The organism is Companilactobacillus muriivasis (genome assembly GCF_036246245.1).
In the GTDB taxonomy this organism is placed as follows: Bacteria; Bacillota; Bacilli; order Lactobacillales; family Lactobacillaceae; genus Companilactobacillus; species Companilactobacillus muriivasis.
Map to the genome: position 1 here is coordinate 35435 of NZ_BTTQ01000003.1, position 26265 is coordinate 61699.

The 26265-nt window shown below is 36.6% G+C and carries 20 protein-coding genes; 11 read left to right on the top strand and 9 right to left on the bottom strand.

Translation table 11 applies throughout. The features are described from left to right. The first annotated feature begins 140 nt into the window (after window positions 1-140). Window positions 141-2792 (top strand): HAD-IC family P-type ATPase, encoded by a 2652-nt coding sequence (locus tag AAA923_RS04580; RefSeq protein WP_338215403.1) that lies wholly within the window; start codon window positions 141-143, stop codon window positions 2790-2792. Window positions 2793-2904: 112 nt separating this feature from the next. On the opposite strand, the gene AAA923_RS04585 is transcribed toward AAA923_RS04580, so the two are convergent. The 7 genes from AAA923_RS04585 to AAA923_RS04615 all read right to left on the bottom strand — a co-directional run bounded on the left by AAA923_RS04585 (window position 2905) and on the right by AAA923_RS04615 (window position 10992). Next, window positions 2905-4575, bottom strand: coding sequence for a glycoside hydrolase family 13 protein (locus tag AAA923_RS04585; RefSeq protein WP_338214967.1), 1671 nt, complete (start codon window positions 4573-4575; stop codon window positions 2905-2907). Next, entirely contained in the window at window positions 4575-5402 is an 828-nt protein-coding gene (locus tag AAA923_RS04590; protein ID WP_338214968.1) for a PTS system mannose/fructose/sorbose family transporter subunit IID, read from the bottom strand. Before AAA923_RS04590 ends, AAA923_RS04585 begins: the two co-directional genes overlap by 1 nt. A gap of 18 nt (window positions 5403-5420) precedes the next feature. Then, window positions 5421-6245, bottom strand: coding sequence for a PTS mannose/fructose/sorbose/N-acetylgalactosamine transporter subunit IIC (locus tag AAA923_RS04595; protein WP_338214970.1), 825 nt, complete (start codon window positions 6243-6245; stop codon window positions 5421-5423). Window positions 6246-6272: 27 nt separating this feature from the next. Further along, window positions 6273-6764, bottom strand: a complete 492-nt coding sequence (locus tag AAA923_RS04600; protein ID WP_338214973.1) for a PTS sugar transporter subunit IIB — start codon at window positions 6762-6764, stop codon at window positions 6273-6275. A 12-nt stretch (window positions 6765-6776) separates the two neighbouring features. After that, a complete protein-coding gene (locus AAA923_RS04605) occupies window positions 6777-7202 on the bottom strand; it encodes a PTS sugar transporter subunit IIA (RefSeq protein ID WP_338214975.1) in 426 nt (141 codons plus the stop codon). Window positions 7203-7323: 121 nt separating this feature from the next. Further along, the gene (locus AAA923_RS04610) at window positions 7324-9888 is read right to left on the bottom strand and encodes a sigma 54-interacting transcriptional regulator (RefSeq protein ID WP_338214978.1); all 2565 of its coding nucleotides are present in this window, start codon (window positions 9886-9888) and stop codon (window positions 7324-7326) included. Window positions 9889-10281: 393 nt separating this feature from the next. Further along, a complete protein-coding gene (locus tag AAA923_RS04615; RefSeq protein WP_338214980.1) occupies window positions 10282-10992 on the bottom strand; it encodes a ribonuclease H family protein in 711 nt (236 codons plus the stop codon). Window positions 10993-11061: 69 nt separating this feature from the next. Between AAA923_RS04615 and AAA923_RS04620 the strand changes: the two genes are divergently transcribed. The 5 genes from AAA923_RS04620 (at window position 11062) to cls (ending at window position 17945) form a co-directional block, all read left to right on the top strand. After that, window positions 11062-11817 (top strand): alpha/beta hydrolase, encoded by a 756-nt coding sequence (locus tag AAA923_RS04620; RefSeq protein WP_041500995.1) that lies wholly within the window; start codon window positions 11062-11064, stop codon window positions 11815-11817. Window positions 11818-11858: 41 nt separating this feature from the next. Then, a complete protein-coding gene (locus AAA923_RS04625) occupies window positions 11859-14618 on the top strand; it encodes a YhgE/Pip family protein (protein WP_338214984.1) in 2760 nt (919 codons plus the stop codon). Window positions 14619-14648: 30 nt separating this feature from the next. Beyond that, on the top strand, window positions 14649-15098 hold the full coding sequence (locus tag AAA923_RS04630) for a hypothetical protein (protein ID WP_338214986.1): 450 nt from the start codon (window positions 14649-14651) through the stop codon (window positions 15096-15098). Window positions 15099-15103: 5 nt separating this feature from the next. Next, window positions 15104-15802 carry a zinc metallopeptidase gene (locus tag AAA923_RS04635; protein WP_338214988.1) on the top strand — a complete coding sequence of 233 codons (699 nt, stop codon included), beginning with the start codon at window positions 15104-15106 and terminating at the stop codon, window positions 15800-15802. Between the two features lie 676 nt (window positions 15803-16478). After that, a complete protein-coding gene (cls, locus tag AAA923_RS04640; protein WP_338214990.1) occupies window positions 16479-17945 on the top strand; it encodes a cardiolipin synthase in 1467 nt (488 codons plus the stop codon). A gap of 97 nt (window positions 17946-18042) precedes the next feature. On the opposite strand, the gene AAA923_RS04645 is transcribed toward cls, so the two are convergent. Further along, the gene (locus tag AAA923_RS04645; RefSeq protein WP_338214992.1) at window positions 18043-21117 is read right to left on the bottom strand and encodes an L-type lectin family protein; all 3075 of its coding nucleotides are present in this window, start codon (window positions 21115-21117) and stop codon (window positions 18043-18045) included. Window positions 21118-21580: 463 nt separating this feature from the next. On the opposite strand from AAA923_RS04645, the gene AAA923_RS04650 reads away from it, so the two are divergent. The 4 genes from AAA923_RS04650 to vat(E) all read left to right on the top strand — a co-directional run bounded on the left by AAA923_RS04650 (window position 21581) and on the right by vat(E) (window position 24839). After that, the gene (locus tag AAA923_RS04650) at window positions 21581-22237 is read left to right on the top strand and encodes a DUF969 domain-containing protein (RefSeq protein WP_338214994.1); all 657 of its coding nucleotides are present in this window, start codon (window positions 21581-21583) and stop codon (window positions 22235-22237) included. Window positions 22238-22249: 12 nt separating this feature from the next. Further along, window positions 22250-23167 (top strand): DUF979 domain-containing protein, encoded by a 918-nt coding sequence (locus AAA923_RS04655; RefSeq protein ID WP_338214996.1) that lies wholly within the window; start codon window positions 22250-22252, stop codon window positions 23165-23167. A 13-nt stretch (window positions 23168-23180) separates the two neighbouring features. Next, window positions 23181-23828 (top strand): pyroglutamyl-peptidase I, encoded by a 648-nt coding sequence (pcp, locus tag AAA923_RS04660; RefSeq protein WP_338214998.1) that lies wholly within the window; start codon window positions 23181-23183, stop codon window positions 23826-23828. Between the two features lie 366 nt (window positions 23829-24194). Beyond that, window positions 24195-24839, top strand: coding sequence for a streptogramin A O-acetyltransferase Vat(E) (gene vat(E), locus AAA923_RS04665; protein ID WP_338215000.1), 645 nt, complete (start codon window positions 24195-24197; stop codon window positions 24837-24839). Between the two features lie 296 nt (window positions 24840-25135). On the opposite strand, the gene AAA923_RS04670 is transcribed toward vat(E), so the two are convergent. Then, on the bottom strand, window positions 25136-25402 hold the full coding sequence (locus AAA923_RS04670) for a hypothetical protein (protein WP_338215002.1): 267 nt from the start codon (window positions 25400-25402) through the stop codon (window positions 25136-25138). Between the two features lie 153 nt (window positions 25403-25555). Between AAA923_RS04670 and AAA923_RS04675 the strand changes: the two genes are divergently transcribed. Continuing rightward, window positions 25556-26182: an endonuclease III domain-containing protein gene (locus AAA923_RS04675; protein WP_338215004.1), complete on the top strand. Its 627-nt coding sequence runs from the start codon at window positions 25556-25558 to the stop codon at window positions 26180-26182. Window positions 26183-26265: the final 83 nt, after the last annotated feature.

Genomic DNA, 26265 nt, shown 5'->3' on the forward strand with positions numbered 1-26265 from the left:
ACCTTGGTCTTCGTTAAAAAGATTCATCGTAATTTAATAGATAAATACAATTAGGAGTAGAAAATTAAATGTTAGAAGAAAGTACTAGTTCCAAAGATAACTCTAAGGAGCCCCCGAGGAGCTCTCAAAAATTATGGCAAATGGATGCCAAAGATATTAACAAATTATTCCAAACTAACGCTGAAGATGGCCTTACCAGTGCTGAAGTTAAACGTCGTTTGGATCGTGATGGACGCAATGAACTAGAAGTTAAGAAGACCTCTAAATTCATTCAATTCATCAAACAATTTAACAACAGTATCATCTATATTTTAGCCGCAGCTGCGATCATGACCTTCTTGATGCATCGTTATTCCGATTCGATCGTTATCGGATTAGTTATTATCGCCAACGCCATCATCGGTTATGTTCAAGAACAACAAGCCGGTAATGCTCTGGAAAAAATCCGTGAAATGTTGGTTTCGAAAAACTTTGTCTTCCGTAATGGTGAAAAGTTGGAAATTGACGCTCGAGATTTGGTTGTCGGAGATTTAGTCAATTTGGAAGCTGGAGATGCTGTTCCAGCCGATTTACGATTAATTTCTGCTGATAACTTGAGTGTTCAAGAATCTGTTTTGACCGGTGAAACTAATGCCGTCGAAAAGATTGAAGAACCAATCACAGATGATAAATTACCTTTGGCTGATCGTCAAAATATGGTTTTCGCTTCCACTGCCGTAACACACGGATCTGCTTTGGGAGTTGTAACTGCCACAGCTGGTGATACTGAAATCGGTCAAATTCAAAACTCAGTTGAGTCCGTCAAAGAAAAGCCCACCCCTTTGATGCAAAACTTGAATTCACTTGGATTTGGTTTGTCAATTGCCATCCTAGTTGCTGCTGTAATCTTGTTCATTATTGGTTACTTTATCGATACTTACAGTTTGCCAACATTATTGATTGCCGTTATAACGATGGTCGTTGGTTCAATGCCCGAAGGTTTGCCAGCCAGTACTTCAGTTGTACTAGCCATGGGAACTCGTAAAATGACTAAGCGTAACGTGATTGTTAAATCATTACCCGCTGTCGAAACTTTAGGCGCTGTTGATATTGTTAATACTGATAAAACTGGTACTTTAACTAAGAACGAAATGACTGTTAAAAAAGTTGTAACGCCGTTACATGATTTTGACGTCACAGGTGTTGGATATGATAGTGATGGAGCTATTGACTTTTCCGGTAGCTTAAAACTTGGGGATAAAAATTACGATTGGCAACAAGATTCTAGTATGAAATGGCTAGTCGATATTGCTGGTCAAACAACTGACGCTCAACTTCACTTTGAAAATAATCACTGGGAACTAACCGGTGAACCAACTGACGGTGCCCTAACTACCCTTTATCGCAAGATGACTGGTAACGACCCTGAAGTTGATGAAATTGATTCATTACCATTTGATTCAGCCTTCCGTTTTTCAGCCCGTTTAGCCAACTTAAATAACCAAAGAGTATTGATGGTCAAGGGCTCACCTACTACTATCATTAATGCCTCGGTTAAAACAACTGACGAAGATTACTGGAACAACAAGATTAAAGAACTTTCATCTGAAGGACTGCGTGTAGTTGCTTTAGCATATAAAGTTGTCGATGATAGCTTTGAAGAAATTCAACCTGACCAAATTACCGGCCTAACTTTGGCTGGCATGGTTGGTATCATTGATCCACCTCGTGAAGAGGCAAGAGCCTCAATCCATGAATTACGAATGGCTGGTATCAAAGTCAAAATGATTACCGGTGACCACCCTGATACGGCCTCAGCAATCGCGGAAAAACTCGACTTAGATTCAGTTATCAAGGCCATCACTGGTCCTGAAATTGACGCTATGTCCGACGAAGAATTAAACGAAAAAATTGACGATTACAACGTCTTTGCCCGAACGACTCCTGCTAACAAATTACGAATTGTTCGCGCTCAACAAGCCAACAATCACGTTGTTTCCATGACAGGTGATGGTGTCAACGATGCTCCCGCTTTGAAACAAGCTGACATTGGTGTTGCCATGGGTATTAAAGGTACCGAAGTCGCGAAAGAATCAGCCAATATGGTTTTAGCCGACGATGACTTTGCCGATATCGTTGTTGCGGTTCGTGAAGGTCGCCACGTCTTTGACAATATTCGTAAGACGATTCGTTTCCTACTTCCAACCAGTTTTGCGGAAGGATTAATCGTGGTAATCAGTATCCTATTGGGACAAGATTTACCACTATATCCGGCACAATTGCTTTGGATCAACATGGTTTCAGCTTTAACAATCCAATTTGCCTTTATATTCGAACCGCCAGAAGCTGGAATTATGGCTCGTGGACCTCGTAATGTTAAAAAAGGACTGTTGACGAAACTTGATACATTCGAAATCGTCTACGTTTCCTTATTGATTTCTGGACTAGGAATCTGGGCATTCGACTTCTTAACAGATAAGGGTATGCCTGAAGTTGTCGGTAGTACGATGGCATTAAATATTATCATCTTTGGTAAGATTTTCTACCTATTCAATTTGCGAAATGACCATCCCGTTATTTCCAAATATTTCTTCCAAAACAAAATGGCTTTCTACATCATCGGAATTTTAATTGCCTTACAATTGGGAATAATTTACCTCCCATTCATGCAATCAATTTTCCACACAACAAACATCAACTTCACATACGGTTGGTTAATTCCAATCGCAGCCGGAGTGATTGTCCTAGCTGTGACCGAATTAGGAAAGTTCATTCGTTTCCATATGTTGCAACGAACTAAAACTATTAAGTAGTACGTTAAAAGGTCCTGAAATCAAGTGATTTCAGGACCTTTTTTAATATCTAAAAATTTAAGGGGGATTTTTAGATTTTGTAACAAATCTAAAACTATTTTCACATATTTTATTATTCAAATTTAAGTATTTTGGCTTCAAATGGTCTCAATTCAAGACCATTATTTTTTGTAGAATAGTTACCGAGAATTTCTTTATATTCAGAATATTCCTTCAACAAATCTACTTCATGATCTGAATCAGATAAATTAGCAATTACTAATAACTTTTCATTGCCTAACTTACGGATATAGGCAAAAACATTTTTATCTTCTGGTAATAATAATTCAAAACTACCATCTTTAAAAATCAAATCATCGTGACGTAATTTAATTAGATTCTGATAGTATTTAAAAACCGATTTATTCGAACTGATATCTTCTGAAACATTTAGTTCATGATAATTAGAATTAACCTTGAACCATGGACTACCTTGTGTAAAGCCACCGTTATCAGAACTATCCCATTGCATCGGTGTCCTTGCATTATCTCGACTAATCTTACGAGCAGCCTTGAGAAAATCATCAGCACTGATGGTTTTTTCTTGTTCAACTAACTTGTGATAGTTGGTCTTTAGTTCAATATCTTCATAGTCATCCAAATTAAATTTAGGATTGGTCATCCCTATTTCTTCTCCCTGATATACAAAAGGAGTTCCTTTTAGACCGTGTAGAACAGTTGCAAAAGCTGTGGCAGATTCATACCGATACTCTTTATCATTACCCCAGCGTGATGGTGTTCTAGCTCTATCGTGATTTTCAAAATAGAGTGCGTTCCATCCGTGACCATCGAGCGTATTTTGCCAATTAGCCAATGTTTTCTTCAATTGCACAATATCTACTGGTTGAATTGCCCAACGACCATTAACATTTCCAGGCTTGCGGTCAACATGCATATGTTCAAAAGTGAAAACCATATTCAGTTCTTCTCGTCTAGGATCTACCAGTAAACGTGCATCCTTACTTTTACTTGCTGGTGCTTCACCTACACTCATCATTTCAAAAGGTTTAAGTACCTCTTGATTCATTTCATGAATAAACTCATGCATTCTAGGACCATTATCTTGATTACCCACAACATATTTTAAATTATGAGGATTGTCATTATCAGGGAAACTTTGATTTTTAGAAATAGACGTAATAACATCCATTCTCCAACCATCAACCCCTTGGGCTTTCCAGTAACGCATCACATCATATATTGCTTGACGCACTTTAAGATTTTCCCAATTTAAATCTGGCTGTTGTTTTCCATAATAATGAAGATAATATTGTTTTCGACTATCATCATATGTCCAAGCCGATCCGCCAAAGTTTGAACCCCAGTTATTAGGTTCACTGCCATCAGACTTAGGGTCTTTCCAAATATAAAAATCACTAAAATAATTGTTACGTGATTTACGACTCTCTTCAAACCAAACGGACTTGTCAGAAGTATGATTAGCAACCATATCCATTATGATTTTAATATTTCGGCTATGAGCATCATGAATCAACTTTTTCATATCTTCATTGTTACCAAACATTGGATCAATCTTACGATAATCAGCAATATCATAACCGTTATCAATTTGTGGAGATAAGTAACACGGACTAATCCAAATAGCATCAACACCCAATTTTTTCAAATAATCTAATTTTTCATCAATTCCTTGAAGGTCTCCGATACCATCAGCATTAGTATCATAAAAGCTCTTTGGATACACTTGATAAATTACGGCATTCTTCCACCATTCGTTTTTCATTAAACAACACCTACAAGTGCAAGAACGATTGAAATAACGATTGTTCCAAGAATCAACCAATTAATTGAAACGTTCTTTTTCTTCAAAAGCCAGAAACAAAGTAGTGTAATTGCCAAAGGAAGTAATCCGATAAATATTTGATTCAACATCGCTTGTGATTTTAGAATCGTCTTACCACCGATAACCATGTTCCACTTTAAATCAAATTTAACCATGTTACTTGTCATTGCTCCGACCATCATCAAACCAACGATACTTGCAGCTTTAGTCAAAATATTAATTAAACCTTTTTCATACAAATCACTAATGTAATTGGATCCCAAAGTATAACCCAATTGACCACCATACCAACGAACTAATTGAACAGGAATATTAAACAATAGTAGGAAAATAATTGGCGCAGCAATATTTCCACTTTTAGCTAAACTAATAGCAATTCCGGCAGCAATAACTCTTAAAACACCCCAGAAAATAGAATCACCAATTCCGGCCAATGGGCCCATCAAACTAGTCTTAATGGCATTAATTGATTCAGCATTGAAATCATCATTTTCACTATTCTGCTTTTCCATAGATGCTGTAACACCCATAACAAACGGTGCCATTGCTAAGTTCGTATTGAAGTATGACATCTGACGAACCATAGCATCCTTTTTTTCTTCTTCTTTCTTATAAAACTTATTAATGAATGGCAACATTGAATATTCAAACCCTGATGCACCTTGCTTAGCAGGCGTTACAGCTGAATACAAAGTAAAAGAGCGCCAATACATTTGTCTGATTAATTTTTTCTCGTCTTTCGACATGTCCTTTGAAAATTTACCCATAATTTTTTCTCCTAATCTTTAACCAAAGAAATCATCGTTTTCTTGCTCATCTTTAGTCTCAGTAGTTTCAGTTGAAGCGGCAGCTGGCTTAGCAGCAATTTTTTGTTCAAAAGTATGTAATTGGTAATCTCTTTGAGCTACCAAGATAGCAATAATTGCTCCCATTACGGCAACAGCAATCAATGGCATCTTCAAGTAAGCTACAATCAAAAATCCTAGGAAGTAGAAAGATGAAATATTCTTATCCCAAAGAATCTTCATTAGCATAGCCATACCAACAGCAGGAAGAACATTTCCGGCTACGGTCAATCCATGAACAATAATTGTTGGGATCATCTTTAGAACTTGTTGTGTTGCTTCAGATCCAAATAACATAGCAAAGAATGGAATCAATGAATAAAGGAACCATTGTAAAGCCCATAATCCAAAGTGCAACCGGACAATACCTTTTTGATTGCCTTTTTCAGCCATACTGTCGAACTTACTTGCGAAAGGTCCAACAACAGCAACGTAAATCAAAGTCTTAATTTGTAAACCAATAATTCCTAGTGGAATTGCTAATGGTAAAGCAACTCCTAAACCACCATGCATCATGATGGCAAAGGCAACAGCCAAAGCACTGGCTAAACCTGGTTCAGCAGCACTAGCACCACCGATATTAACAATACCCATAAAAATAGTTTCTAGAGATGCACCAATCATCAAACCGGTTTTTACATCCCCTAATAACAAACCAATCAATGGACCAATTACGATTGGTCTTCCTAGCATGGTAAAACCTAATAATTCCTGACCACCAACGGTTAGGAAAACAACTATAGCAACAGCGAATGCTTCATACATGTTAATTTCTCCTCATCTGTGATATTTCTATAGATTCATCTTTTTAATATAATCAGTAGCTTTTTCTTTTTTATCGCTTGGTAAATTTTGTAGAGCTGTATCTGGATAAATCTCAACCAACTTCTTCAATGATTCAATTTCAGGTTTTGTCAACATAACGAATTGAGTCAACGTGGTCTTAGGATCAGTTGAGGCCTTACCGACATTTCCTAAATTGACATAATCAATATCTGATACCTTTTCAGCTAACTTTTCAGCGTCTCCCACAGTTCTTACTAAAACAAATAATTTCATATTCTTAGCACGTGGATCAGTTAAAAGTGCAGTTGCACCATCAATTGATTTAACAATCACTTTAATTCCTGATGGAACCGCCATCTTCAAAGCCATCTGTTGTGTAGGATTCTCAGCTGTTGCATCATTAGCAACCACAATTCCATCAACACTCATTTCCTTAGACCAAACCATTGCAATTTGTCCGTGAATCAATCTTTCGTCAACTCTCATAATTTTAATCATTTTAAAATCCTCCTAATTGAAAAAATCTTCATTATCGTTATCTGTTTTTGAATCTTCTAAATCCACAACTCCCAAGCTATCTTTACCAACTTGAACTAATTTCTGAATGTAATCTTTCGTAACCTCTTCTTTAGAAAGAATTGCTTCAATTACAATTGGTAAATTGAATCCATAAATTATATAAATGTTGGGATTATTTTTGGCTTTTACAGTTAAACGTTGATTTACGCTACCACCCATCAAATCCGTAAAAATTATTACCTTATCATCATCACTAAATGAACTAAATAATTTATCTATTGTTTCATTAAGATCATCATTCTTCTTAACGTATGCAGAAATATAACTAACGTTTTCGTTTTGTCCCGCGAACAACTCGATAGTGTTTTTCATACCTTCGGCCATACTACCGTGTGATGCAACAACTATTCTTCTCATTATTATTTCCTCCTCACTTTTATATAAGCAATTACCGTGCCAACTTTTAAAAAAGCCTTAACTACGAGGTTAAATTAGTCCAAAAAAATAAGTGCTTAATAATTATTAAGCACTTACATAATTAAATATAAAAATGTAGTAGTTGATACATCAAGGATATTTCATAATCATTCACTTGGAAATTGTACTTTAATTCAATCCCCTTAAAAATAGTTTTGGAAACTGAATAGAACTCCTTTTCCTTCTCACTATCAAATGAAACACTCGGATTTTCATTTTTTCTAGAATTAACTAACATTCGTTCAATCATTAACGACAGATGCATATAAAGATTCAGCTTAGTTTTACCATCTAAAGCCATATCATAATAATCTTGATACTTCTTCGTAACTAACTGAACTTCATCAATCACGACATCTGGATTTAAAAATTGAAGACGATCTTTAATCCCTTCAATTGTAAAGAATTTCAACATTCTATTCATTAATGTTTCGATATTGGGACGCTGTTCACCAGAACTTATAAGTAACTTTTCAAATCGTTGATACCCGTCTTTTTCCATAATGTCATAGATATTAATAATATCTATGTCCAGTTTCGTATCAATATCAGTAGTTGTAACAACAAATTTAGTCTTATCAAAGAATTTCTGTTCATGATTTTCTAAGGTCTGTTTCAAATCTTTATAATCCATCGTGATAATCTTAAATTCGTTGGATAGACTTTCTAACATCATACGCTTAATTTCTTCAGACAAGCCAACACCTGACATGCAAGAAACAACAATATTAGATGTATCGGCTAGTCCCTCATAATATTGAGTTCCTGAAGCTTTGCCAAATCTATTTGCAGCTTCAGTTATATCTTTAAAGGAATCATTTCGTTGAATTCTAATCCCAGTATCTAGAGCAGTAGCAGTCGTTACGTTATTAATAACTAACAACTCGCTATTAGAATACTTTTTAATTTCGGAAAACATTTGTGTTAAAGATCCCATATCGAATAACACAAAAATCCCTTTATGTTGATGATCCTTTTGATTCTTGATGTATTTTTGCACATAACGATTGATTTCATGAATTGAAACGTCAATTGGCATATCAAATGCTTCAAAAATATAATTACCGCATAAATTATTGACTACGCTCTGAATACTTGTAGCCGTGCTATTGCCGTGAGCCAAAATAATTCCAGTATATTGAATACTTTCTATTTTTTTAATACAGTTCTGAAATACTAATAACATCCACGTAGCACCAAACTGTTGAAACCCAACATCACTACTAATTTGTTTTAACAATTGATGATAAACATACATTGTTCTAGGGTACAGCTCTTCTAGTTTCACAATCAACTGACTCATATCAATCTCATGATTAGGTATCAAATAATACAGCGATAGGCCCAAGGCAATCTGTCTAATATCCTCGTCAGAAATCGTTAGCTTTATTCCATATTTATCATTTAAAACTGTCTTAACACCATCATTAAATTTATAAATTATTGAATTAATTAAATTGTCATCTGCTAAATATTGAATTTTACGTAGAAACTTCATCAATAATAATGTGCAATCAGTAGGATCTCTTTTTTCATCAATTGACTTCAAAAGTTGATCAAAGAGATTCTTTAAAAGTTGATTTTCTTTATCTTTAAGCATTTCATAATTATTAATATCAGCTGAACCATCAATTATAATGGCATTGTCTTCATGCTTTATTTCGCCTATCTTAATAGTTTTATCATTACTATTTTCCGTATATGCTGAAGCACAAAGTAATTTAACTTCATTTTCCATAGCACCAATATTTCCAGCATCAGTGTTCCTAGTTAGTCTCTCAATATTATCGTTTGAAATGATAAATTGCCGATCAGTCCGTTTAGCTTCCTGCTTAAAAGCATTAAGAATTAACGATAACCTTTCAGTTAATGGACGATCTTTAAACGCAGGGAGTGATACATGTAATGGCACTCTTCTTATGAAAGTCTTTAGGAGTGTATTATCTAAATTCTCAGTTGTAGCAAAAATGAAGCGAACATTTACTTCATGAGCATTATTATTTTCACCTAACGGATAAAATTTACCCAAATCTAGTAATGAGAATAGCTTTTCTTGGCTTTCTTTAGGTAAACGATGAACTTCATCTAGAAAGAAATATCCATTATCTGCCTGATCAATCAAACCTGGAGTATCATAATTTGCACCTGTAAAAGCACCCTTCTTATATCCAAAAAGTACTGAAGATAACAATTCAGGATTATTAGCATAGTCAGCTGCATTCAAAGTAACTAACTTAGCATCGTCACTTATTACCTGTAGTTTTTTTGCCTCATTATAAATATTACGAGCCAAAAAACTTTTACCAACACCACTCGGACCAGTAATAACGATTGGAAAACCATTCGGTGGGTAAACAATTGATTCCTGACACTTCTTAACAATTTCTTTCAAACTACCGGCATATCCAATTAAATCTTTAAACGGTAAATCATTTTTGACAATCCTCCACAACACAGGACGACCATTCTTTTTTGTAAGCTTCCCATCCTTAAAAAGCTGTGACAAATAAATACTTACAACACTTCTGCTCAATCCAGCTAAATCGGCAATGTGCTTAGTATCTATCCAATCATCAGGGCTTTCCTTTTGAATAATCTCATAAATCTTATCAACAGCTTTAGTCATTTGGATACCTCTTTAAACACTAGAAATGTTTTTAAACACTATTTTAAATATTGATTGTAGTTAGTATTAGTTTAACTTCTTCAGTCGATTAAACACAAGAAATGAATTCATTTTATACAAAAAAACGTAAGCAATCATATTTTGATTACTTACGTTCTTTATTCATATAATCTTCAATCTATTATTCCAAATTAACAAACAAAACCCTAGTCGGAGGGTGTTAGTGATTTTTGCCAGCAATGGAGGTGGTGTTATGGCCTTAGCCATTACACCACGGGGCGAGCTTGGAGACTTGCCGAACTGCGGCAAGGCTTCAAGTCGAGGTGTGAGACCTTGGCTCACACCGGTCCCCATAGCAGGCAAAAAATCACTGACATCCGGAGACGACAACCACTACATCTTATCCATCGTCTCATTCAACAGTTCATCAACCCGATTATTTCCTATATTAGTAGCATGACCTTTAGTCCACTCAAAAGTTCTTGTAGGAACGGTTGGCAATAATCCATCCAATTCCTTCCACAATTCCACATTGACCGGAACGCTTCCATCAGCTTTTTTATAGCCACGTTTTTTCCATCCCGTCAACCAATTTTTCGTGATTGCGTTCAAAACATATTGAGAATCTAAGACAAATATCGTATTTTGTTGATTGATTTTTAACTCATTTAATCGTTTAATACTTTGAATCAGGGCCATTATCTCCATGCGGTTATTAGTTACGCCAAATTCACCAGCGGTTCCCTCAAATACTTCGTCATGATTGCTGATATGATAGGCCCAAGCGCCTTTATCAGTCGTCTTAACATGCCCGCCTTTAAAATTACCATGATTTCTCGAACCACCATCAGTGTAAACGACTGTATCAAAATCTTTTATATCAGACACAGTTTTTTTAGATGCTTTTGCCTGTGGCTTCGATTTTTGATTCGATGTACTCTTAACGTAAGAATCCTTACCGCCAAGAAACGCTTCAGCTTGGGCTCGATCAGGAAAACTTTTGTATCTTGCACCAGCAAATCCATCGACTTGAGCCTTGCATTCTGGCCATGTTAAATAGATTCCGGGTTTCTTGCCTCGTCTTACAGCATAAAATTTTTGCAATTGTCATACCTCATTAGGTTAAAATTTCTCAATAATAATTATATAATAATATCTTGTTGGGGTGAATTTATGAAAAATGGGCAATGGCCGATTCTCTACATCCATGGATTTCGTGGTGGAGACTATACGACTCAAAAAATGATCGAATCAGCTTTGGAATGTAACGGTAAGAAAAAGGACCAATTTCTCAAAGCAAATATTAATTGGCGCGGTAAAGTTACATATGAGGGGGCTTGGACTGATGATGAACATCCCATCGTTCAAGTAGTTTTCCAAAATAAATGGGTTGGCAGTAACCAAATGGAATATTGGTTAGTTAAACTCTTATTTGATTTACGTTTGAAACATGAATTTACTACATATGACGCTATTGGGCACTCATTGGGTGCCGTCGCTTTAGTCCTAGTCAATCTGAGGGAAAAAATGCGTCCTTATATGCCTCGACTCAAAAAATTAGTACTCATCGCTGGACCATTCAACGGCATTTTAGGTTTGGGAGATCTTCCTAATATTAACCGAATCAAGCCAAATGGCAAGCCAGCTTTTATGAGTCCAACATATTTTAGAATATTTATGAATCGAAATAACGTATCAGATGATCTGCGTGTTTTAAATATTTACGGTAACGTTGGTGATCACTCAAACAGTGATAAGTACATCTCCGTTACATCAGCAAAGTCAATTTCTTACATTCTCGAACCCCGAGCAAAAGAATACACCGAATATTTAATCAAGGGCTCTACCGCCGAACACTCGATGCTTCATGATGATTCAGAGATTTTAGATACGGTTAATGGTTTCATATACTACAATCCGTTATCGTAACGTTATATAATGACATTACGTCATTTAGTTTTTAGAGAGATTTGGAGGGGATTTCTATCAAAGCTTGGGAGCTATTCAGATTAGATATAAAAAGAACCCTACAGTCAAAGCCCGCAACATTATTAATGTTAGCTTTGATTATTTTGCCATGTCTATATTGCTGGTTTAATGTTTGGGCCTTATGGGATCCATATTCAAATACAAGTGACCTAAAGGTTGCCGTTTATTCAGATGATCAATCGGTTAAACTTGAAGGACAAAAAATTGAAATTGGTGATCAATTGATCGACAACCTAAAGAAGAATCACAAATTAGGTTGGACATTCGTCGATTCAAAGAAACAACTAGATCAAGGAGTTAAGGATGGCTCATACTACGCCGGTATTTACATCCCTAAAAACTTCTCAAGGGATATTGTTAGTTTCCTATCAGGTAACATTAAGAAACCATCGCTGGTCTTCAAAGTTAATCAGAAGATAAACGCCATCGCCCCGAAGCTGACTGAGACAGGTGCGACGACGTTACAAAATACAATCTCAGATGAATTTATTGGAACGATAAGTAAGACCGTTACAACGGTATTGAACAAGTCAGGCGTTGATATTGAGCATAATTTGCCAATGTTAAGAAGACTTTCAACATTACTTGTAACGACAGATGACAATTTGCCAGAATTACAAAATATCATGGACAAAGTTCAACAGGCCAATACTATCGTGCCTAATTTGAACCAAAAGTTGCAACAAGCTAATGACATGTACGGTTACATGCCACTATTAAATCAAGATGCTCAAAAAATCGTCAATTTGAATAACTTCCTACCATTAGCTGATGCTGGTGGTACGGCTGCTAAAGATTTGCAAACAAAGATTCCGCAAATTAAGAGTGCCGGTTCACAAGTTAACGAAATCGATAACGACTTTGGCAAAATCTCTAATTTAATGGACAACAGTATCACTCAAGTTGAAAACGGAATTCAAGTCATCAACAAAGTTCAAAACGTTATGCCTGACATTCAACAACTTGGTCAAGATGCCGAGAATGCTACAAATAAAGCTAATAATGAATTGATTCCTAAGATTCAACAAGCTTTGCCCGTCATTAAGACAACTGTCGATACTGGACTATCGATGATTTTCAATATTGTTAAGCAAATTAGTGCTTCAATGGAAAACATCAATACTTTGATCGACAAAATCAAGGCTGACCCTAAAAACCAGGAATTAAAGGATCAACTTAAATCAGTTATCCAAAACGTCGCTGACGATGCCACTCAAGTTTCAAAAGTAAGTACCCAATTGGCATCATCATTAACTGACTTACAAACTTTCTACAACAATTTAGCTGACCAATTAGGTCATGATCAGACGACGATTTTTGACTCGCCTATCAAACACCTAAATGACTTTGCTGCCTTGAATGATACTTTGGCTTCCAAAGCTAACGACATCATTGAAAACTACAGTGACCTCGATACAACAGCGTTACAAGCTAAGTTGACTGACTTACAAACTCAAGCAGATAAGATTGCTGACGGCGTTTCTGCTATCAAAGATCTCAACATCATGGACAGTGTTTCAAGTACCATCAATGATATTTCAACATTGCTCAAGACTGCCAGTTCTACTTTGAGCCAAGTTAACAACAATATCATCCCTGCTATCCCTGGACTTTTGAACAATACTAAGGGTGTGCTTGAAACAGCCTTAACTTACCTTCAAAAATATCAAAAACAATTGCCTGCCGTTGGTAGTGAAATTCACGATGCCAATCAATTGTTGAACGGCAACATGGGTAATATCGTTACTGGTATTAATTTGGTTAATGATTTCTACAACAACGATTACCCTACATTGAAGAAGAAAATGGCAACAGCCTCATTCTTCGTTCAATATCAATTGCCACAAATTGAAAATGAGTTGACGACTACCTTGAACTTAGTTAACTCCAAGACACCAGAACTTGAAAAAGCTCTTTCAACAGCTAATAACTTTGCAGTTAATGACTGGCCACAATTGAAGAAAGATGTTCATCACTCCGCTAAACTCTTGAAGAAGGGTGAGAAGGATGTTGATCTCGGTGCTTTGATTAAATTGATGAAATCCGATGCTAACAAGGAATCTGACTTCTTCTCTAACCCAGTTAAGTTGAAGCAAGAAAACCTTTATGACGTTCCAAACTATGGTTCTGCCAGTGCTCCATTCTACTTGGCATTGTGTATCTGGGTTGGTGCATTGCTCCTATCCAGTGTCTTCACAGTCCACTTCCAGTTGAATGATCGTCAAAAGTATCGTTACTCATTTAAACAAAGATTCAATGGACGTTACTTAACATTCGGTTTCTTGAATCAGCTCCAAGCTATTGCGGCTGCTTTAGGTAACTTGTTCATCCTACACGCCTACACAAAGGAAAAAGTTTGGTTAATCCTCTTCTGTATGCTGGTCAGTTTCGTCTTTATTTCTATCCTGTACTCGTTAGTCCAAATGTTTGGTACAGTTGGTAAAGGATTAGGTATTATCATTCTGGTGCTTTCAATTTCTGGTGCCGGTGGTAACTTCCCAGTTGTCCTATCCGATGGATTCTTCAGATTTATCAATCCATACTTGCCATTTACTTACGCGGTCAACCTGATTCGTGAGTCGGTCGGTGGAATATATTGGCCTAATGCTACCAAAGATATTATTATATTAGTGGCCTTTGGCGTAGTCTTCTACCTACTAGGCTTACTAACAACCGAAAAGCTCAAACCATTCATGCACAAACTACACAAGAGTGCCAAGAAGAGTATGATTATCGAATAATTTGGTTTGTAAGAGGGGGAAATTATTTTAATGTCTGATATAAAACTGAAATCGTATCGACCTTTCATGACTGAGAATTTCTTCTGGGATTTTCCCACACACTTCAATTTAAAAGAAGTCAGTGAATTTCTAGGCATGGAAATCAATCCAACTACTGAATATATTTCCAATACTGCTAAAACTATCATGCGAAACGATGGTATTTACTGGTTTATTCAAAAGAAACATCACGAAGATATCGTTGCTTTGATTTCTTTAAGCGACGTCGACCTAACTAAAAAGCAAGCTGCATTGATGGTTACTTTCAAAAATTTGAACGATACGGAAAAACATGAAATTTCCCAACGTTTACTAGTCTTTTTAAAGGATCAGATTGATCTCAAATCAATCGAAATTAATCAACTTGATCGTATTATTCAAGAAAACTTCACAAATAATGGATATAATGTTTCTAACAATAATCTACTAAAGAGGAGTTAACATTTATGTACGGATATGGTTATGGTTTTGGTCCCAGCTATCTATTGATAATCATTGGTTTGGCTATCAGTATGTGGGCATCGTGGTATGTAAATCATAATTTTAAAAAGTATGACCAGTTCACTAGTCACCGTGGTAAAAGCGGGGCTGATGCTGCTAGATATATTTTGGATAGTGCCGGACTACAAGATATTCAAATTAATAAAGTCAGTGGTAACTTAACTGATAATTACAATCCTGGCGACAAGACATTGAATCTTTCGGAATCGACTTATGATTCAACCTCAGTTGCGGCCATCGGTGTTGCTGCCCATGAATGTGGACACGCAATTCAAGACCAAACAAGCTACGCACCAATGCGTGTCAGAGCTGCTTTGGTTCCAGCCGTTAACCTTGGTTCAAACGCTTCAATTCCATTAATTATCATCGGTGCCCTTTTGGGAATGAACCAGACACTGATTACCATTGGAATTTGGTTGTTTGCCCTAGTTGTCTTGTTCCAAGTTGTCACCTTGCCAGTTGAATTCAACGCTTCAGGACGTGCCATCAAGATCTTAGGATCAGGTGACATTCTTGATAACGATGAAGTTCCAATGGTTAAGCAAGTATTATTTGCAGCTGCTTTAACATACGTCGCTGCAGCAATTTCAACAGCTTTACAACTATTACGTTTAATCTTGATATTTGGTGATAACCGCAATTAAAAGCCTTTTAAAGGCTTTTTTTGTTGTCTAAATATGCCGTCTACAGAACTGGGAAATATTCACTAGCTGTGCGGAACGGTCCGAGCCAAAGAACGGTCTCGAACCTCGGCACACAAATATTTCCCAGTTCTTCCGACTAATCACTCAGCAACAATTGAATGTAAAAATTATACAAATGTATTAAAATTCAAGCTATTTAAACGATGTAATAGATTATCAAATAGCACCATGTGTAACGCAGGTAAAGTATTGTTCAAGACTGTCTTACCTCAACATCTTGACATTATTGTTTGGCAATTCGTCACAATTACATATCAAAATAAATACACAAAACGGATAACTTACGTCCAACTAAATAAACAAAATAGATACAATCAAACTTGAGACCAAAAACAAACTAGTCGAAAGAGCTGAGAATATTCACCAGCTGTGGAAGTGGCGTTATGGCTTTAGCCATTACACCACCGGGCGAGTTTGGAGACTTGTTGAACTTTACAAGGCTTCAAACCGAGGTTCGAGACCGCCTTTCGGCTCGGACCGGTCCGCATAGCAGGCGAAATACTCTCAGCTCTTTCGACGGCAGAGAACAAATATAAATATAATACCGTTTAAATTAGATTTTATTAGTATTTTGAAGTAAACTTTCTAGTAAGAATAATAGAGGGGAATTTATTTTATGATTGATATTTGGATCATCTGGCTAATTCTCATAATCTTAGTAGTCAATACAGTTTCAGCACTGATCACCGTTTTCCATAGACCGCGTAATATTGTTACTACTTGGGCTTGGATCTTGGTCCTTGTTTTATTGCCAATTGTAGGGTTCCTTATTTATGCATTTCTCGGTCGTGGGATTGCTCAGGAAAAAATCTTCAATATCAGTAAACAAGAGCACTACAGTTTAAGTCAGTTGAAGCAGATGGCAATTGCTGCTCAGAAACGGCCACAGAATGCTTCTAGATACGACGAAACACGTTACGCTGACCATATCATTCGATTTTTCAATGAAACCGAGGAAGCGCCTTTAACACGTCATAACGAGATTGAGCTTTTCTTCGATGGTAAAGAAAAATTCAAGAGCATGTTCGAAGACATTCGAAATGCTAAAGAAACTGTCCATGTTGAATACTATGCTTTTATCAAAAGTAATATTGGAGACGAATTTCTAGAACTATTGACTCAAAAAGCCAAAGAAGGTCTAGAAGTCCGTTTGCTTTATGATCCATGGGGATCTGGCGGAACTAAACCACGTTATTTTAAGAAATTTAAAGCTGCCGGTGGTGAAGTTTTACCTTTCATCACTTCTAAAAATGTCATTGCCAAAACTCGTTTGAACTATCACTTGCACCGTAAAGTTGTTGTTATTGATGGTACAACTGGCTGGATTGGTGGTTTCAACGTTGGTGACCAATACGTCAACACAACCGAAAAATTTGGTTACTGGCGCGATACACACTCAAGAATCTTTGGCGCTGCTACATTGCTATTACAGGAAAGGTTCTTCCGTGACTGGAATGCTTCATTGGATCGAAACGCTGAACCTTTGGCTTTCTTGGAAAAATATTTTCCATCAGATAAATTCGATGAAACGGCTAATTTGCCAATTCAAATTATCTCTGATGGACCTGATAATCGTGAAGAAGTCCTCAAAGATGGCTTTATCGATATGATTGTCAGTGCCAAGAAGAGTGTCTGGATTCAATCGCCTTACCTAGTTCCAGACGATGCCATGTTCACCGCTCTAACTATTGCGGCTCGTTCCGGAGTCGATGTCAGAATTATGATTCCTTGTATGCCTGATCATCCCTTCATCTACCGTGCTACGCAATATTACGCTAACCTGTTGACCACTTATGGTATTAAAATTTACAGTTATCAAAAAGGTTTTTTGCACTCTAAGACATCTGTTTTTGATGGCAAAATCTGTTCAGTTGGTTCAATGAATCATGACTTTAGAAGTTATTCATTAAACTTCGAGGCTAACGCATTTATTTATGATGCTAAAGTTTCTCATCAAATTGCTCGAGCTTTTGAAAAAGATATGAGTGATTCATTGTTGTTAACACCAGAGATAATCAAGGAACAAGGTGCTTGGCTACACTTCAAGCAACGTTTCTCAAGATTACTATCCCCTATTTTGTAGAGGTATTATTAGAATTAAATCAGCGATTTCAAAAAGAATAGGCATAGGTAACTCCAATAAATTCTGGAATTGCCTATGCCTATTTTGCTATTTAGAACTATATACTATCGGTTAAATTCCAATTTAGCCCTCCGCTATATGAACCGGCAAATGGATTGGAATCTACTTTCAACAAAATACCGGAATCAGCCGACCAACTATCGGAAATAGGATACTTATACGTGGTTTCGGAATCATTTTCACTTAATGTCACTGGAGAAGTCATTGATTGAGAAATCCCTGTCTTAGGATCAACGTAAACCAACCCACCAGATAATGTATGAGTATCAGTTGCCCCTCCAGTCGTCAACGGATCAGCGCTAGCAGTTAATTTATACTTCGAATCAACAGTATTAACGACAACATCCCAGTCACTAGTTCTCTTAACTAGTCGTGACCCTTGGCTTTGATTTAATGATCCAAATGAGTAACTATCTTTGTACGTTAAACTTGCAGTGCTATAAAGCATCTTCAGCGTAAACGTTAGTTCTGAAGTACGGCCATATGGATCGGTTGCTGTGAATGTAACCGTGTGTTTATCTGAAGTATCATTTGCATCAATACCTAAGTCTTTTCGTGTTAAGGCTCTTTCAAAATAGTATGTAGCCTGTGGTGTATTACTTTTTATACTATCAACATTAATCGGACTATTAGTATCAACTTTTGCAGTAAATTTCATGTCTGAAGGTTTAAATTTCTCACCATTCTCATACGCAATATTCATTGGAAAGGTAATATCACCATCTTCAGATGCAACAACTGTCATCTCACCATTATTTTTATCACCATATGTAAGAACTGGCTTCGTATCTTCAACATCAATAACAAAGGTCAATACATTAGATACATGCTTACCTGGGTCAGTGAACTTCAACGTAACGGTATTCTCTCCAATACTTAGACCATCAGAACTTGATATGCTCAAATTATATTGACGATTTCCACCACCAGTTCCATCGCTCAAAATTGGATATGGGTTGTCACTAAATGAAATCGGTTGGCCATTATTTTTGTTTGGATTAGAGATAGTATAGTCGACCTGATCATTCCCATCTTCTAGACCCGAGCCATCGTTATGTTTAAGTGTGATTGTAGGTAACGTGACCAATTTATCATTTAACGTGGTTATCTTATTAGTATTTGCGGCAGTTGCAACTAAACCAGTTTCATTCACGTTAACTGTGTAATGCACCTTCTTAGAGCCAACCGTTTCAATTGCGCCAGATGAACTCTTGTAATTAGTATACACAGCCTGAACCGTTATATCATTTTCAGCTGCTTCACCATTTTTACCAACCTTCAAATCTGAACCATCAATTGGAATTGAAAAATTACCGTCAGTGACAGTCCCACGACCAAGATGATCAGCTCCCCCATTTATAGAATAGTGAAGGTCATAATCTTCAGAATTAGTAATGGGAGTGACGGTACCGCCCTTTTTGAATGTCAAATGACCATTTAAATTAGCCGTACCGGTTTGGAAAATATCCTGTGGGTCTGGAGCATCTTTAGTAATATCCAATGTAGCTTCTGGTTCAACAATCTTGAACGCATCAGTTTGAGCATCAGATTTATAGTTAGTACCAGTGAAGTTAATGTGAGAGAAAGGTACCTTAAGTGATGTAGAACCACTCGGAATATCATTGGCCGTACCATCAAGCTCAATCTTTACCGCAGTCAAATCAGTCCCATTAGCATTATCAAGTTTTTTTACATTATATGTCAAAGTTGAACCATCGGCACTGACATTATCAGTCTTAGTTAAGTTAACGGGGGCAGTTTCTGTACCATCAGCACTAACATATATAACTTTACCAATCACATCGCTATTAAATGTCACATTACTAGGAATGTTCAAAGTCGATTTAATGTCTGTGGCAGCTTGTTTACCACCTTCATACTTGATACCATACTTAAACTTAAGATCATCACCAGGATGAGCCTCTGTAGTAATTGGTAATGCCTTATCTTCGTCTTCAACATAACTTGGATTTGCATCACCCGTATCAGTATCGACTCTAGATTTAGATGTATCGTCAACAACATAGGCTGTCGATTGAGCTTGTACAATAGAAGGAATAGATTCAAATACCACCCACATACTACCGGTTTTCATATTTCCCTCAGAAGAAGTAAATCCGAAACGTAGCTTATTGCTGTCATCAAGGTGGAATTGGCTAGTATCCAGATCAACTGAGTGATAAATCAAATTTTGTCCTGTTGTCTCATAATTAGAAAGATTATTTTCATGTTTATCTACACTTTTAGTATTAAATGAATAATCTAATTTAGCAATTCCACCCTTTGTTGCTGGTGGAGTATAGTTAATCATTACATGATGCCAGCCCCATTGTGGGTGACCTAACCCATTTAAGTATAAAGTTTCTGGATTATTATGAACTAGCTGAAAAATACCATTGGTGGAAGGAATTTGCTTATATGAACTAGCTAATCCAGGGTAGTTCCACCCAGTGTGTTGATCACTCATCGATCTGTTAGCCTCTAAATCATATGTATCATATGAACTGCCCATCGTTTCGGTTTTTCCACTGCTATCATTACCATCACGATGGTCATCAAATTCAAGTGCCCAACTATTTTTAATGGCTGAATTAGCAATTGAACTAGCAGTCTTATTTGCGTTAGAGTTAACACCCCAGACACCTAGAGTTTGCCCGCCAACGATACCAGAGCCATCAGATGAAATAGCATTAGTTCCACGAGAATCATTTTGTAAAACAAATGCCATACCATCAACGTTTGTACTAGAATCACCTAAATAAATCCAAAATGACAAATCTTGCTTTTTAGTAACATCAATATAGTTATCTGCATCAAGATTACTCCAAACACTAGTTACTGAATCAGCTTTTGAGCCATTTAATTTAAGAATGGAATAATTACCATTATTATCACTAATTATTGTTGGAACATATTTTCCATTATTCTTTCCATTAACAAACAATGATGAAGTTGGGTTGATCAAATTATCAAGTTCCAGTCCACTTGGAGTATACTTCATAGCATCGCTATCATAATATGCTTTAACTGTTGAAGTCTGTCCCCAAAATAATCCCACAATCAATAAAAATGAAAACACAAATAAAAATGCATTTTTCTCTTTTCTTAACATAATTAGCCCCCCTCTTCTCGACTTATGCCACAGATCTAAGAAATATGTGTATTATCTAGTACAGATATTATGCCATGGTTATAACTTTAAATTTTTCCAATTATTATAAAAGTTATTGTTCAAATATAAAAAAATATATTTAAACAGCAATAATACGTTAGACCGACTGTACTATTAATTTCAGCTTTTTCACTTCTATTATAGTAGGATTATTTGTCTACACACATTCAATGATAAATAATTTGTTTATAATAAACAAATTTAGTAATTAAAAAGTCAAACTCAGAAATGAGTTTGACTTTTTTACTTAACATTAAATTACAAAACGTCTAAAAAAAGTTACTAGCCCTATATTGTTGCTCATATAAAGCCATTTTTCTAATTTAGATTAATTTTTTTCTAATTTAAATCAAAAACCGGTGTATAATGAGCCCCATAAATTAAAAAACGGGGGTCCTAACTTATGGAATATCTAAGATTAATTGGAATTATTATAATTATATTAGGATTTGCATTTAAATTAGACACGATTGCCGTTGTTGTCGCCGCTGCTTTAGCAACCGGTTTGGCATCTGGCATGTCAATCGACCACATTCTGAATATCCTTGGCAAAGGTTTCATGGATAATCGAATGGTTTCGCTATTCTTCCTTACCCTTCCCATGATTGGTGTTGTTGAAAGCCATGGTATGAAACAAGCTGCTGTCAATGGTATCAGCAAAATTAAGAATCTCTCGGCGGGTAAAATTTTTAACATTTATTTAGCAATTCGTGAAGTTACCGATGCTTTCGGTATCGCACTTTCTGGTCAGGTTCAATTCATCCGACCACTAATTAATCCTATGGCTCAGGCCGCGGCCAGTGTTAAACATACTTTAACTGACAAACAAGTCGATTTAATCAAAGCTCGAGCCGCTGCCAATGATAACTTTGGTAACTTTTTCGCCCAAAACCTATTCATCGCATCTAGTGGTGTCTTGTTAATGGCTAGTACGATGAAGTCATTGGGACATCCCGTTTCCACCACTAGTATCGTACTTTACTCAATTCCAGTTGCCATCATCACATTCATCATCGTTGGCTACTACAATATGAGATTCGACAAGCAATTCAATAAGTAGGAGGTCAAAAATATGAGCGTTAATAATATTCTAGAAATTTTTTACGTATTAATGGGAATCATCATGGTTTTCGCCAGTATCGAATCGTTCCGTGATAAAGAAAACTCAGCTCGTATTGGGACCGGCCTATTCTGGTTGATTCTGGGTATCATCTTCGCCGTTGGTAAATATCTGCCAAACGTTGTCATCGGCTTATTGATTGTCTTTATCGGTATCTTGTCACTCTTGAAACAAATCAAGGTTGGTAAAATTAAGGAAGTCAACAAAGAAATTGCCGAAAAGTCTGCTAAAAAGCTTGGCGGTTGGCTCTTCTTTCCTAGTGTTGTTTTAGCTATCTTATCTATTTTGATCAGTGAATTCACTAACCTCGGTGGTCAAGTTGGTATCGGTATCGCCTCAGTTGTTGCTTTAATTATTGCGATGATTATTTCAAAAACCGATGGCAAAACGACTTATCATGATAGTGAAAGAATGGTTCGTTCTGTTGGTACTGCTGGTATTTTGCCACAGTTGTTAGCTACTTTAGGCGTTATCTTCACCGCTTCAGGTGTTGGTGACGTTACTGCCAAAACAATTTCGGGAATTTTCCCAGTCGGAAATCATTTACTTGGAGTTGTTCTCTACTGTGTTGCTATGGTTATCTTCACCATGATCATGGGAAATGCCTTCGCTGCCTTTGCGGTTATCACTGCTGGTATTGGAGTACCTTTCATCGTAGCTCAAGGTGGAAATCCCGCTGTGGTCGCCGCACTTGGAATGACTACTGGATATTGTGGTACATTGATGACACCAATGGCTGCCAACTTCAACTCGCTACCAGTGGCGCTGATGGAGATGAAGGATAACTTGGGAGTCATCAAACAACAAGTCCCTATCGCATTAATTATGTTAGTAATTCAAATTGCTTTAATGTATTTCTTAGCATTTTAAGGAGGAGAAATTTATGAAAATTCTTGTAACTGGTTTTGATCCATTTGGAACAGATAAAATTAACCCTGCCATCGAGGCTGTCAAGAAGATTCCTGACGAAATTGCTGGTGCTGAAATAGTCAAAGTTGAAATCCCTACAATTTTTAACAAGTGTGCTGAAGTCGTTCACCAAGCAATCCTCGACAACAAACCCGACTATGTATTAGATATTGGTCAAGCTGGTGGCAGATTTGCATTAACTCCCGAGCGAGTTGCAATTAACTTTGATGACGGACGAATTGCTGATAACGCTGGCTTTCAACCACGTAATCAACCAATTCACGAGGACGGGCAAAACGCCTACTTCACACAATTACCAGTCAAAGCCATGGCTCAAGCGGTTTTAGATGCTGGTCTACCAAGTTATGTTTCAACAACGGCTGGAACATACGTCTGCAATCACATCATGTACCAAGTTCAATATATGATTGACAAAGAATTTCCCGATTTGAAAGCTGGATTCATGCACATTCCATTCTTGCCAAATCAAGTCGTAGCACGTCCTGATACACCATGCTTGTCATTGGCAGATGATGTAGCCGGAATAACTGCCGCAATCACAGCTATTGTTAAACAAGATGGCAAAGGTGATATTGAAGCAATCGGTGGTTCTTTGAATTAATAAAAATTCCGTCTACAGAGCTGGGAAATATTCTCTAGCTGTGCGGAACGGTCCGAGCCAAAGAGCGGTCTCGAACCTCGGTTTGAAGCCTTGACACAGTTCGTCAAGTCTCCAAACACGCCCGGTGGTATAAGTACGGGAGAAATCGTACTTATACCACCTACCACGGCACACAAATATTTCCCAGCTCTTCCGACTAATTCATAGTTATTAACTGAATGTAAAAATAAGTATTCTCATTTAAAGGAATACTTATTTTTTGTTTCCACAAATTAATCGATTATATATACGATCAAAAAACCATTTTAATCTTTATATCATACAACCTATAATTAGAACTAAATAACTCAACTAGGAGGAATTCAAATGACCATACCTGACGCAAATGCGATTTATCCCAATCCAGCCATCAAAGAAGTTGTCTTTATCAAAAATGTTATCAAGAATCCCAACATCGAAGTTGGTGATTACTCGTATTATGATGATCCAGTAAATCCTACTGAATTTGAAAAACATGTCACTCATCATTATGAATTTCTAGGCGACAAATTAATCATCGGTAAATTTTGTTCTATTGCCAATGGCATTGAATTCATCATGAACGGTGCTAATCACGTAATGAAAGGTATTTCAACTTATCCATTTAATATTTTAGGTGGCGATTGGCAAAAATACACTCCAGAGCTAACTGATTTGCCATTGAAAGGTGATACTGTAGTCGGAAATGACGTGTGGTTTGGACAAAATGTGACCGTCCTGCCTGGTGTAAAAATAGGTGACGGTGCCATTATTGGAGCCAATAGTGTCGTAACAAAAGACGTCGCTCCATATACAACTGTTGGTGGCAATCCAATTCAATTCATCAGATCAAGATTTGAACCAGAAGTTATTCAAGCTTTAGAAAAACTGGCATGGTGGAATAGAGATATCGACTGGATAACGGTTAATGTTCCTAAACTAACTTTGAAAACACCTACAGTTGAATTAATAAACAGTCTAATGGAAAACTAAAAGTAAAAAGGCCATGCAAGCAATCAAAAAAAGATTGTTTACACGGCCTTTACTATTTAGTGAACCTAATTTATTAATAATATATATAACAAACACATTGGTAAAAAAATACACTAGCCGGAGGTGGCCATTAATGTAACCGTAGTGCAGGTAATATGAGGACTTACGTCCTCATATTACGGACGATTTTGAGACTTGCTGGTTTTGCAAGGCTCAAAATCGAGGTGTGAGACCTTGGCTCGCACCGGTCCAACATCGGTTAACATTAATGGCCATCTCCGGCGGAATCCAAAAAATTATTCGTATATTTTATTTACGACCTTCTGGTGATAAAGGTCACTTCCCTGTCCCCAGAAAATAAAGCTTAGTGAAACATAAACGACAGCCAATACTATATTGAAAACATCGAATTTCATGTTATTAGTGAGCATCATTCCAACGATAAAAGCAATTGCTAAAAATGGAATAATTGCGCCTAACCAAACATGTGAATTGTTACCTAGCACATATTTCTCAAGAATCAGAGAGGCAATTGAAACTACAATAAAAATAATCCCTAACATAATTACACCCCCATAATTAATTCAGCGTATATTATGTTAACACTAATAATTTTCTGAAATAAAGGGAAATGTCTTTGAAAGCGTCTCCAAGAAACAATTCAACACTTTTTTGCCATCTTATTGGATAATTAACAGTACTGGGGGATTTTTATCTTGTACAAGCAAATTACTATTTATGACTTATTAGAAATTTTATCAAAGAAATTGGGACCACAAAATTGGTGGCCAGCTGAAAATAATGAAGATATGCTTTCGGGAATGATTTTAATTCAAAACACAAATTGGAAGAATGCCGATCGATCATTGGCTAATCTCAAAAAAGCGACTAACTTTGAGACTGACCGTATTCTGGCTTTATCAACTGATGAGATGGAACAGCTGATTCAACCAAGTGGTTTCTTTCATAACAAAGCCATCTATTTACGTTCAATGTTGACCGCATATCGCGACAATTTTGACGACTGGTCCAAGTTATCAACACCACTATTGCGAAAGAAGTTGATTGCGATGAAAGGTGTTGGCAACGAAACCGCCGATGTATTATTGCTCTACTACTTCCACCGTCCAACATTTGTGGCCGACAACTATTCAATGAAATTGTTTACTAAATTACACACCTTTACGACAAAACCAACTTACATACAATTAAAGACAGCCGTCGAACGCGACTTCAAATTGGAATCAAAGCAAGCTGAGGAGTTACATGCTTTAATTGACGAGTTTGGTAAATTGAAGAGCGACTATTTCGACGATTATCAACTTAAATTGCCTTATTTGTAAATATTCAAAAAAAATGTAGCGAACCCACTAACTGGATTCACTACATTTTTTTATACTCACAAATTTATTAGAACTAGCCTAAA